General features: G+C 70.4%; 7 protein-coding genes. 6 read left to right on the top strand and 1 reads right to left on the bottom strand.

Going from position 1 to position 12,002, the window contains the following annotated elements; genetic code table 11:
• Positions 1-82: 82 nt before the first annotated feature.
• The 4 genes from ACZ6CV_RS19820 (at position 83) to ACZ6CV_RS19835 (ending at position 6,872) form a co-directional block, all read left to right on the top strand.
• Positions 83-2,143, top strand: a complete 2,061-nt coding sequence (locus ACZ6CV_RS19820) for an IucA/IucC family protein (RefSeq protein WP_469252062.1) — start codon at positions 83-85, stop codon at positions 2,141-2,143.
• A gap of 67 nt (positions 2,144-2,210) precedes the next feature.
• Positions 2,211-2,927 (top strand): GNAT family N-acetyltransferase, encoded by a 717-nt coding sequence (locus tag ACZ6CV_RS19825; RefSeq protein WP_469252063.1) that lies wholly within the window; start codon positions 2,211-2,213, stop codon positions 2,925-2,927.
• A 59-nt stretch (positions 2,928-2,986) separates the two neighbouring features.
• The gene (locus ACZ6CV_RS19830; protein WP_469252064.1) at positions 2,987-4,855 is read left to right on the top strand and encodes an IucA/IucC family protein; all 1,869 of its coding nucleotides are present in this window, start codon (positions 2,987-2,989) and stop codon (positions 4,853-4,855) included.
• 40 nt (positions 4,856-4,895) lie between these two features.
• Positions 4,896-6,872 (top strand): ATP-dependent DNA helicase, encoded by a 1,977-nt coding sequence (locus tag ACZ6CV_RS19835; protein ID WP_469252065.1) that lies wholly within the window; start codon positions 4,896-4,898, stop codon positions 6,870-6,872.
• Positions 6,873-7,028: 156 nt separating this feature from the next.
• Here ACZ6CV_RS19835 and lexA read toward each other — a convergent pair whose 3' ends face one another.
• Complete coding sequence (lexA, locus tag ACZ6CV_RS19840; protein ID WP_355804345.1) at positions 7,029-7,814, bottom strand: transcriptional repressor LexA; 786 nt, start codon at positions 7,812-7,814, stop codon at positions 7,029-7,031.
• Between the two features lie 496 nt (positions 7,815-8,310).
• Between lexA and nrdR the strand changes: the two genes are divergently transcribed.
• Complete coding sequence (gene nrdR / locus ACZ6CV_RS19845; RefSeq protein WP_355804347.1) at positions 8,311-8,856, top strand: transcriptional regulator NrdR; 546 nt, start codon at positions 8,311-8,313, stop codon at positions 8,854-8,856.
• A 138-nt stretch (positions 8,857-8,994) separates the two neighbouring features.
• On the top strand, positions 8,995-11,892 hold the full coding sequence (locus ACZ6CV_RS19850; protein WP_469252066.1) for a vitamin B12-dependent ribonucleotide reductase: 2,898 nt from the start codon (positions 8,995-8,997) through the stop codon (positions 11,890-11,892).
• Positions 11,893-12,002 lie beyond the last annotated feature (110 nt).

The raw sequence follows: 12,002 nt of genomic DNA on the forward strand, positions 1-12,002 counted from the left end.
TTCGACGCGGAGGCACTGACCGCCGAAGCGCACCGGACCCGTCGCCACACGGAGCCCCGGACAACCTCACAAGGAAGCCCTCTTGAACGCCACCCCCGCATCCGAAGGCCGCCCCCAGCCCCACGCCCCAGACGCGTGCGGCGCGTGCACCTCAGTGGTGGCGGAGTCCGAGACGGTCCCGCGGCAGAAGGGTGGCGGCCAGGAGGCCGAGCGCCTGCGCGGCACGTCCACCGACCTCCTCGAACACCCGGACCCGTACACCGCGGCCCAGGCGGCTGCCGTCGAGAACCTCCTGCGCTGCTGGGTCAGGGAGAACAACCTCCCCGCCCCGGACCGCGGAGTCCTGCGCGTCCCCCTGGAGGCCAGCGGAACGGCGCTGCTCGTCCCCGTGCAGTACTGGTCGGCCAGCGGATGGCACCGCTTCAGCCTCCCGTACCTCGAAGACGGGCCCACGAGCGCCCCGGCCGTGGACGCCGTCACCGTCGCCGCCCTGCTCAGCCGGGAGACCGCCCGCCACGCGACGGAACCCCCGACGGGGCCGCCCGGCCCGGGCAACGCCACCGCTCCGGCCGATGTCCCCGCAGCCGCCGAGGCCCCCCGCGCGCCCGAACCTGCCGAGCCCGTGGATCCTGCCGGGCCCGCCGAGCCTGCCGAGCCCGTGGAGCCTGCCGGGTCCGCCGAGCCCGTCGACGGCGCCGACCTGGTCGGCCGGGTCGCCGACTCGGTCCGGCGCACGGCCGAGTTCATCGCCGACCGCCGCAGCCGGCCGGACGACGAGCCCGATCCCTTCCTCGCCGCCGAACAGTCCCTGCTCCTCGGACACCCCCTGCATCCGACCCCCAAAAGCCGCGAGGGTCTCTCCGACGCCGAATCCCACCTGTACTCACCGGAGTTGCGCGGCGCGTTCGCCCTGCACTGGCTGGCCGTCGACCGCTCCGTACTCGCCTGCGACTCGGCCTGGACCGAGCGCGGACGCACCGTCCCCGCCGACCACCTGACCGCCCGCCTCGCAGGCCCGGACCTGCCGCTCCCGGACGGCCGCGTCGCCCTGCCCGTACACCCCTGGCAGATCCGCGAACTCCGGCACCGCCCCACCGCCGCCGCCTTGCTCGACGCCGGGCTGCTCCAGGACCTCGGCCCGCACGGCGCTCCCTGGCACCCCACCTCCTCCGTCCGTACCCTCTACCGCTCCGGCGCGGCCGCCATGCTGAAGCTTTCGCTCGGCCTGCGCATCACCAACTCCCGTCGTGAGAACCTCCGTAAGGAACTCCGCCGCGGCGTCGAGGTCCACCGCTTGCTCCGCAGCGGGCTCGCCGAACAGTGGCAGTCGGCCCACCCCTGCTTCGACGTGGTCCGCGACCCCGCCTGGCTCGGCGTCACCGGCCCGGACGGCGCGCCCGTCCCCGGGCTCGACGTCATGATCCGGCACAACCCCTTCGGACTCGGCGACAACGCCACCTGCCTCGCCGGACTCGTCTCGCCCCGGCCGTCGACACTGCCCGCCGGCCAGGAACGCCACGTGATGCGCTCCCGGCTCGGCGAGACCGTCACCCGCCTCGCGGGCCGAACAGGCCGCCCGCGAGGCGCCGTTGCCGCCGAGTGGTTCCTGCGCTACCTCGAATCGGTCGTACGTCCCGTGCTCTGGCTGGACAGTGAGGCCGGCGTCGCCCTGGAAGCGCACCAGCAGAACACCCTGTTGCTGCTCGACCCCGAGGGCTGGCCCGTGGGCGGCCGGTACCGCGACAACCAGGGCTACTACTTCCGCGAATCCCGGCGCGCCGAACTCGAACGCCGGCTTCCCGGCATCGGGCGCGACAGCGACACCTTCGTCTCCGACGAGGTGACGGACGAGCGGTTCGCCTACTACCTCGGCATCAACAACGTCTTCGGCCTCATCGGAGCCCTCGGCGCCGAACGGCTCGCGGACGAAAGGCTGTTGCTCGCCGCCTTCCGCCGCTTCCTCGGCGATGTCGCGACAGGGCCCGACCGGCTGCGCACCCCGCTGCCCGCGATCCTGCTCGACTCACCCGTACTCCGCTGCAAGGCCAACCTGCTGACCCGGCTGCACGGCCTCGACGAGCTCGTCGGCCCGGTCGACACCCAGTCCGTCTACGTCACCATCCCCAACCCCCTCCACTCCTGAGGACATGCCTCACCTCACCTGAGCCCCACCCCTCCTGAGCCCCACCTCTTCTGACAGGAGCGACTCCGTGACTCCCACCGACGCGAGCACCGACGCCGGGACCGGATCCGCCCCGCCGGGCGCCGACTGCGCGGACACCCTCGACCTGCGCCTGCCCGAGGAGCTCGTCGCCCTGCTGGCCGAGGGCGACGGGCGGGACACAGCGGTGCGGGACGATCTCCTGGGCGGCGTCGGGGGGTGGGGGTGCACCCCCACAGACGCCGGTGCCTTCCGCCTCGTACCCGTGCGACTCGAACGCGACCTCCCGCTCATCAGCCGCTGGATGAACGATCCGACCGTGGCCGCGTTCTGGGAGCTGTCGGGGCCCGAGGCCGTCACCGAAGCCCATCTGCGCTCCCAGCTCGACGGCGACGGACGCAGCGTCCCCTGTCTGGGCGTGCTGGAGGGAATGCCGATGAGCTACTGGGAGATCTACCGCGCGGATCTCGACCCCCTGGCCCGTCACTATCCCTCGCGCCCGCACGACACCGGTATCCACCTCCTGATCGGCGGCGTCGCCAACCGGGGCCGTGGCCTCGGCACTTCGCTGCTCAGGGCCGTGGCCGACCACGTCCTCGACCATCGCCCCGCGTGCACACGCGTCGTGGCAGAACCCGACCTTCGCAACACCCCCTCCGTCTCCGCATTCCTGAGCGCCGGCTTCCGCTTCTCCGCCGAAGTGGATCTGCCCGACAAACGCGCGGCGCTCATGATCCGTGACCGGGCCCTGCGCGCCGTGCTCTGACCCCGTCACTCTCAGTAACTCCGCTCGACCCGATCCGGTTCCCTCCCTGAGGAGTCCCCGTGCCGAATCCGTCCGCCGGCCAGATCCCCCGCCCTGCCGCCGAGCTGTACGACCCGCCCGAACTGACCCAGGACAGATGGCGGGAGGCCGGCCGCCGCCTGCTGGCCAAGATGATCGGCGAGTTCGCGTACGAGGAGGTCATCCACCCCGTACCGGCGGCGGACGAGGAGCCGGACACCTACCGGCTCCGCCTCGAACCGGCCGGGCGGGACGCAGCCTCCCCGTCCGACGGAGGGCAGGACGCCTGCCTCACCTTCCGGGCCCGACGCGGCTCGTACGGCAGCTGGTACGTGGACACGGCCGGCCTGACCCTCACCGAGGGGGACGGGCCGGCCGTCGCCGTCGACGACCCGGTGCGTTTCCTCGTCCTGGCCCGCCGGACCCTCGGCCTGGACGGCGCCACACTCGGTCACCTCATCCGCGAGCTCACGGTCACGCTCGGCGCCGATGCCCGGATCGACCACACGGCGCTGAGCGCGGCCCAGCTCGCGGACCTCGGCTACGCGGAACTCGAAGGGCACCAGACCGGCCACCCCTGGATCGTCCTCAACAAGGGCCGCATCGGATTCTCCGCGGCCGACACCGACCGGTGGGCGCCCGAGGCCCGCCGCTCGACACCGCTCCCGTGGATCGCCGTCCACACCGACCTCGCCGTGTACCGCGGCGTCACGGGACTGGACACCGCCCAGCAGCTCTACGACGTCGAACTCACCGCCGACACCAGGCAGGCCTTCGCCGACTTACTCCGGGCACGGGGACTGGACCCGCGGCAGTACCTGTACCTCCCCGTGCACCCCTGGCAGTGGGACGAGATCGTGCTGCCGCTCTTCGCCCCGTCCATCGCCGCGGACGCCATCGTGCCGCTCTGCAGCGACGGCGACCTGCGCCTCCCCCAGCAGTCCATCCGTACGTTCCTCAACGTGTCCCGCCCCGACCGGCACACCGTGAAGCTGCCCCTGTCGGTCCTCAACACCCTGGTGTGGCGCGGGCTGCCGACGAGCCGCACGGTCGCCGCCCCCGCCGTGACGGCCTGGATGCACGCACTCCGCGACGGAGATCCCTTCCTCCGGGACGAGTGCGGGGTGATCCTGCTCGGCGAGGTCGCCTCGGTGGCCGTCGAACACCCCGTCTACGACGGGCTGCCCGAAGTCCCGTACCAGTACCGGGAACTCCTCGGAGCGATCTGGCGCGAGCCGGTCGGCCGCCATCTCGCGCCGGGGGAGCGCGCCCGCACCCTCGCCTCGCTCACCCACACCGACCCCACGGGGCGGGCCTTCGTCGCGGAACTCGTGGAGCGCTCTGGGCTGGCACCGACGACCTGGCTGCGCCGGCTCTTCGCCGCGCTGCTGCCACCCCTGCTGCACTTCCTGTACCGCTACGGCACGGTGTTCTCCCCTCACGGGGAGAACACGATCGTGGTCTTCGACGACAAGGACGTGCCCGTCCGCCTGGCGGTGAAGGACTTCGTGGACGACGTCAACCTCAGTGCCATATCGCTGCCCGAACAGGACTCGATGCCGGCCGCCGTTCGCGACGTACTCCTCACCGAGCCGCCCGGCTTCCTCACGCAGTTCATCCACTCGGGCCTCTTCGTCGGCGTCTTCCGCTATCTCGCGCCGCTCTGCGAGGAACAACTGGGGATCACGGAGGGCGACTTCTGGGCGTATGTGCGTGCCGAGATCCTCAGGTACCAGGCCCGCGCCCCGGAGCTCAAGGAGCGATACGAGATGTTCGACCTGCTCACACCCCGTATCGAGCGGCTGTGCCTCAACCGGAACCGCCTCCACCTCGACGGCTACCGCGACCGGGCGCAGCGCCCGCACGCCGCCGTGCACGGGACCGTGGCCAACCCCCTCCATCAGCCTTGATCGGCGAAATGTCAGTGGGGCACCGTAGGGTGGTCGCGCTATGACGAAGCCCTCCCTCCCCGAGCTCCTGCACGCCGCCGTCACCGCCGTCGGCGGCACGGAACGCCCTGGCCAGGTGTCCATGGCCGAGACCGTCGCCGAGGCGATCGACGACGGCTCCCACCTGCTGGTCCAGGCCGGCACCGGCACCGGCAAGTCCCTCGGCTACCTGGTGCCCGCCCTGGCGCACGGCGAGCGCGTGGTGATCGCCACGGCCACCCTCGCCCTGCAGCGCCAGCTCGTGGAGCGGGACCTGCCGCGGACGGTGGACGCGCTGCATCCGCTGCTGCGCCGCCGCCCTCAGTTCGCGATGCTCAAGGGGCGCTCGAACTACCTCTGTCTGCACCGCCTCCACGAGGGCATGCCGCAGGACGAGGAGGAGGGGCTCTTCGACCAGTTCGAGGCGGCCGCCCCCACCAGCAAGCTGGGCCAGGACCTGCTGCGGATGCGGGACTGGGCGGACGAGACCGAGACCGGCGACCGCGACGACCTCACCCCGGGCGTGTCCGACCGCGCCTGGTCCCAGGTGTCCGTCTCCTCCCGGGAGTGCCTGGGCGCCTCGAAGTGTGCCTACGGGGCGGAGTGCTTCGCCGAGGCGGCCCGCGAGCGCGCCAAGCTCTCCGACGTCGTCGTCACCAACCACGCGCTGCTCGCCATCGACGCCATCGAGGGCGCCCCCGTCCTGCCCCAGCACGAGGTGCTGATCGTGGACGAGGCGCACGAGCTGGTCTCCCGGGTCACCGGCGTGGCCACCGGCGAGCTCACGCCGGGACAGGTGAACCGCGCCGTGCGCCGCGTGGCCAAGCTGGTCAACGAAAAGGCGGCGGACCAGCTCCAGACCGCTGCGGAGGGCTTCGAGCGGCTGATGGAGCTGGCGCTGCCCGGCCGGCTGGAAGAGATCCCCGAAGACCTCGGGTACGCACTGATGGCGCTGCGCGACGCCGCGCGGACGGTGATCTCCGCGCTCGGCTCGACCCGCGACAAGTCGGTGCAGGACGAGGACGCGGTCCGCAAGCAGGCGCTCGCCTCCGTGGAGTCGATCCACGACGTGTCGGAGCGCATCACGAACGGCTCCGAGTGGGACGTCGTCTGGTACGAGCGGCACGAGCGCTTCGGTGCCTCCCTGCGGGTGGCCCCCATGTCCGTGTCGGGGCTGCTCAGGGAGAAGCTCTTCGCCGACCGATCGGTGGTCCTCACCTCCGCCACACTGAAGCTCGGCGGCGACTTCAACGGCGTGGGCGCGTCGCTCGGCCTCGCCCCGGAGGGTACGGAGTCCGAGGACGCTCCCGTCTGGAAGGGCCTCGACGTCGGCTCGCCGTTCGACTACAGCAAGCAGGGCATCCTGTACGTCGCCAAGCACCTGGCCCGCCCGGGGCGCGAGGGAACCCGCGGCGACATGCTGGACGAGCTGGCAGAGCTGATCGAGGCGGCCGGCGGCCGGACCCTCGGCCTGTTCTCCTCCATGCGCGCCGCTCAGGGGGCCGCGGAGGAACTGCGGGAGCGGCTGGACGTGCCCATCCTGCTGCAGGGCGAGGAAACGCTGGGCGAGCTGATCAAGGGCTTCGCGGCGGACCCCAGGACGTGTCTGTTCGGGACGCTCTCGCTCTGGCAGGGCGTCGATGTGCCGGGTCCCAGCTGCCAGCTGGTGATCATGGACAAGATCCCGTTCCCGCGCCCCGACGACCCGCTGATGAGCGCCCGCCAGAAGGCGGTGGACGACGCCGGCGGCAATGGTTTCATGGCCGTCGCGGCGACCCATGCGGCCTTGCTGATGGCGCAGGGGGCGGGGCGTCTGGTCCGGGCGTCAGGGGACCGCGGCGTGGTCGCCATCCTGGACCCCCGCCTGGCCACCGCGCGCTACGGCAGCTATCTGAAGGCCTCGCTGCCCGACTTCTGGTACACGACGGACCGCAACCAGGCGCGCCGCTCGCTGGCCGCTATCGACGCGGCGGCCAAGGCCGTCGAGGGCGACGCGTAGGGCGCGGGAGGCGGGGCCTGGCAGACGCGGCGGGGCCTGGCAGGCACGGCATACGGGCTTGGGTCGGACACCCGTCGGCCCACCCACCCGCCGCGGACGCAGCAGGGCCCCGGGACCGGCGCAGTTGGTCCCGGGGCCCGGTCAGGGGCGGAGTCCTCAGACTCGCCGCAGCACCGCCACCACCTTGCCGAGGATCGTCGCCTCGTCACCGGGGATGGGCTGGTACGCGGAGTTGTGCGGGAGCAGCCAGACGTGGCCGTCCTCGCGCTTGAAGCGCTTGACCGTCGCTTCGCCGTCCAGCATGGCGGCCACGATGTCGCCGTTCTCCGCCACGGGCTGACGGCGGACCGTGACCCAGTCGCCGTCACAGATGGCGGCCTCGATCATCGAGTCGCCGACGACCTTCAGGACGAAGAGCTCACCGTCGCCCACGAGCTGCCGGGGGAGCGGGAAGACGTCCTCCACCGACTCCTCGGCGAGGATCGGCCCACCGGCCGCGATACGGCCGACGAGCGGGACGTACGAAGCGGCGGGCTTGCCGGTGGTGTCGGTGGGCTGGCTGCTCGGCTGGTCCGAGCCCCGCACCTCGTACGCCCGCGGGCGGTGCGGGTCGCGGCGCAGGAAGCCCTTGCGCTCCAGGGCCATCAGCTGATGGGCGACGGAGGAGGTGCTGGAAAGGCCGACGGCCTGACCGATCTCCCGCATCGACGGCGGGTAGCCGCGCCGCTGCACGGAGTCCCTGATGACCTCGATCACCCGGCGTTGCCGGTCGGTCAGTCCCGAGCTGTCGGCGCGGATGCCTGGAGGTCGGCCCGGCAGGGAGCGGGTGGGCGCGGGCCCCTCCTGGTTCGTGGCTGCGTCATTCATGGCATGCACCGGCTCGAGTCGGCTCTGGGAACGGTCCTGGGCAGTGATGGTGGCGCTGTCAGCGGTGGTGGTCACGTCGGTCGGCCCCTCTCGAGATGTTCTCTCCCTAGCTAGCCAACGGTAGTTGCTTTCGAAAGGTTGCGCCAAACACACGTTCGAGTGAAAAATTGCAGGTTGCCTGCCGCGATCACGTGTTTGGGTGTATGGCCGACGCTCTGACCGAAAGGCAATTCGGTTCATTACGGTACGCTTCACCGCCGGGACCGTGAGCCCCTCAGCGGGGCTCCCATAGTGCCATCCGGCGCCCCGTCAACCCCGCACCGGCCCCCCGCCGCGAGCGGCGTACTGGGCGGCCGTGTCCGCCCGGCGCCCGACGGGGCGACGCGACACGCGCGGTACCGAAAAAGCGGCCCAACCCCAGATCTAGTGGTTGGATTGCGGCAGCAGCCCAGAAGTTGTGGTCCGTGGTCTTCCAGGACCTCGCGGATCGCCTATGCTGGGGGCTGCTTCGAGGGCCCCAAGGGGTCGTTGAGGCTTATGAGTCGTGCCGTGAAGGAGGGTTGGGAGTTCCATGCACTGCCCCTTCTGCAGGCACCCCGACAGCCGCGTCGTCGACAGCCGTACTACCGACGACGGCACGTCGATCCGCCGACGCCGTCAGTGCCCCGACTGCTCCCGCCGTTTCACGACGGTGGAGACGTGCTCACTGATGGTGGTCAAGCGCAGCGGCGTGACCGAGCCCTTCAGCCGCACCAAGGTCATCAACGGTGTCCGTAAGGCGTGCCAGGGCCGGCCGGTGACCGAGGACGCGCTCGCGCTGCTCGGCCAGCGGGTCGAGGAGGCCGTGCGTGCCACCGGGAGCGCGGAGCTGACCACACACGACGTGGGCCTTGCCATACTGGGCCCGCTGCAGGAGCTCGACCTCGTCGCCTACCTGCGCTTCGCGTCCGTGTACCGGGCCTTCGACTCGCTCGAGGACTTCGAGGCCGCCATCGGAGAGCTGAGGGAACAGCGGCTGTACGCGGAGCCGCGCGACGCGGGCGGAGAGCGCGTCGTGAACGACCGCGGGCCCGGAGGGACTGCCGAAGTCCCGGTGCCCGCCACTGCCGCCGACTGACCGGCTGACCGACCGGCCGGCGGCGAACCAGACCTGTTGAGGGCGTCCTCTGCGACGTCCGCAACACCAGACACACATCCGTGCCACAGGGAAGAACGTGGCACTTCAGGGCGTTTTAGCCTGATACAGGGAGGCGGCATGACCGAGACGACGAGCGGCCCGGCACGAGGTTCCCGCGCCAAGGGGTCCAAGGCCAGCAAGGGTCTGCGTATCGAGCGCATCCACACGACCCCCGGCGTGCATCCGTACGACGAGGTGGTCTGGGAGCGCCGAGACGTCGTCATGACCAATTGGCGCGACGGCTCGGTCAACTTCGAGCAGCGTGGCGTCGAGTTCCCCGACTTCTGGTCGGTGAACGCGGTCAACATCGTCACCAGCAAGTACTTCCGCGGGGCCGTCGGCACCCCGCAGCGCGAGACCGGCCTCAAGCAGCTGATCGACCGCATCGTGAAGACGTACCGCAAGGCCGGTGAGGACTACAGCTACTTTGCCTCGCCCGCGGACGCCGAGATCTTCGAGCACGAGCTGGCGTACGCCCTCCTGCACCAGATCTTCAGCTTCAACTCGCCGGTCTGGTTCAACGTGGGCACGCCCCAGCCGCAGCAGGTGTCCGCCTGCTTCATCCTGGCCGTCGACGACTCCATGGAGTCGATCCTCGACTGGTACAAGGAAGAGGGCATGATCTTCAAGGGCGGCTCCGGCGCCGGCCTGAACCTCTCCCGCATCCGTTCCTCCAAGGAACTGCTGTCCTCCGGAGGCAACGCCTCGGGTCCCGTCTCCTTCATGCGCGGTGCCGACGCCTCCGCAGGAACGATCAAGTCCGGTGGCGCCACGCGCCGCGCGGCGAAGATGGTCATCCTCGACGTCGACCACCCCGACATCGAGGGCTTCATCGAGACCAAGGTGAAGGAAGAGGAGAAGATCCGCGCGCTCCGCGACGCGGGCTTCGACATGGACCTGGGCGGCGACGACATCACGTCCGTCCAGTACCAGAACGCCAACAACTCGGTCCGCGTGAACGACGAGTTCATGAAGGCCGTGGAGTCCGGCTCCAAGTTCGGTCTGCGGGGCCGGATGACCGGTGACGTCATCGAGGAGGTCGACGCCAAGTCGCTCTTCCGCAAGATGGCCGAGGCCGCGTGGGCGTGTGCCGACCCCGGCATCCAGTACGACGACACCATCAACGCCTGGCACACCTGCCCGGAGTCCGGCCGCATCAACGGCTCGAACCCGTGCAGCGAGTACATGCACCTGGACAACACGTCCTGCAACCTCGCCTCGCTGAACCTGATGAAGTTCCTGAAGGACGACGGCAAGGGCAACCAGTCCTTCGACTCCGAGCGCTTCTCCAAGGTCGTCGAGCTGGTCATCACCGCGATGGACATCTCCATCTGCTTCGCGGACTTCCCGACCCAGAAGATCGGCGAGAACACCCGCGCCTTCCGTCAGCTGGGCATCGGCTACGCCAACCTCGGCGCCCTGCTGATGGCCACCGGTCACGCGTACGACTCCGACGGCGGCCGCGCCCTCGCCGGCGCCATCACGTCGCTGATGACGGGTACCTCGTACAAGCGTTCCGCCGAGCTCGCCGCGGTCGTCGGTCCCTACGACGGGTACGCCAAGAACGCCACGCCGCACCAGCGCGTCATGAAGCAGCACGCCGACGCCAACGCCTCGGCCATCCGCGTGGACGACCTGGACTCGCCGATCTGGGCCGCCGCCACGGAGGCCTGGCAGGACGTGGTCCGCCTCGGCGAGAAGAACGGTTTCCGTAACTCCCAGGCGTCGGTCATCGCCCCGACCGGCACCATCGGTCTCGCGATGTCCTGCGACACCACGGGCCTGGAGCCCGACCTCGCCCTGGTGAAGTTCAAGAAGCTCGTCGGCGGCGGCTCGATGCAGATCGTCAACGGCACCGTGCCGCAGGCCCTGCGCCGCCTGGGCTACCAGGAGGAGCAGATCGAGGCGATCGTCGCCCACATCGCCGAGAACGGCAATGTGATCGACGCCCCGAGCCTCAAGCCCGAGCACTACGAGGTCTTCGACTGCGCCATGGGCGAGCGTTCCATCTCCGCGATGGGCCACGTCCGCATGATGGCCGCCATCCAGCCGTGGATCTCGGGCGCCCTCTCCAAGACGGTCAACCTCCCGGAGACCGCCACCGTCGAGGACGTCGAAGAGGTCTACTTCGAGGCGTGGAAGATGGGCGTCAAGGCGCTCGCCATCTACCGCGACAACTGCAAGGTCGGCCAGCCCCTCTCCGCCAAGAAGAAGGAGGAGGCGAAGGCCGAGATCACCGAGAAGACCGAGGACACGATCCGTGCCGCGGTCGAGAAGGTGGTCGAGTACCGCCCGGTCCGCAAGCGTCTGCCGAAGGGGCGTCCCGGCATCACCACGTCCTTCACGGTGGGTGGCGCCGAGGGCTACATGACGGCCAACTCCTACCCGGACGACGGTCTCGGCGAGGTCTTCCTGAAGATGTCCAAGCAGGGCTCGACCCTCGCGGGCATGATGGACGCCTTCTCGATCGCCGTCTCGGTCGGTCTGCAGTACGGCGTGCCCCTGGAGACGTACGTCTCCAAGTTCACGAACATGCGGTTCGAGCCGGCCGGCATGACGGACGACCCGGACGTGCGGATGGCGCAGTCGATCGTCGACTACATCTTCCGCCGCCTGGCGCTCGACTTCCTGCCCTTCGAGACGCGCTCCGCGCTCGGCATCCACTCCGCCGAGGAGCGTCAGCGCCACCTGGAGACCGGGTCGTACGAGCCCAACGAGGACGAGGTCGACGTCGAGGGCCTGGCGCAGTCCGCCCCCCGGCAGACCGAGTCCCTGAAGGCCGTCGCCACGCCGCAGGCCGAGTCGGAGGCGACCAAGGCCGCTCCGCAGCAGGCGCACACCAGCGCCGAGCTCGTGGAGATGCAGCTGGGCATCCAGGCCGACGCGCCGCTGTGCTTCTCGTGCGGTACGAAGATGCAGCGTGCGGGCTCCTGCTACATCTGCGAGGGCTGCGGCTCGACCAGCGGTTGCAGCTGACCGGGCGCTGACCGGGCGGAGCCGCTGTGACCGGGTGGAACGGCGTCGGATGCGAGATTCGACGTAGCTGAACCCGAAGCGCGTCCTCTGTGAGGGAGGGGCGATGGCCA

The organism is Streptomyces sp. NPDC041713, from assembly GCF_055591085.1.

Bases quoted from the DNA above. Each gene is read 5' to 3' on its own strand.
- ACZ6CV_RS19835 (WP_469252065.1), top strand. From the start codon at position 4,896: ATGACGAAGCCCTCCCTCCCCGAGCTCCTGCACGCCGCCGTCACCGCC.
- nrdR (WP_355804347.1), top strand. From the start codon at position 8,311: ATGCACTGCCCCTTCTGCAGGCACCCCGACAGCCGCGTCGTCGACAGC.
- ACZ6CV_RS19850 (WP_469252066.1), top strand. From the start codon at position 8,995: ATGACCGAGACGACGAGCGGCCCGGCACGAGGTTCCCGCGCCAAGGGG.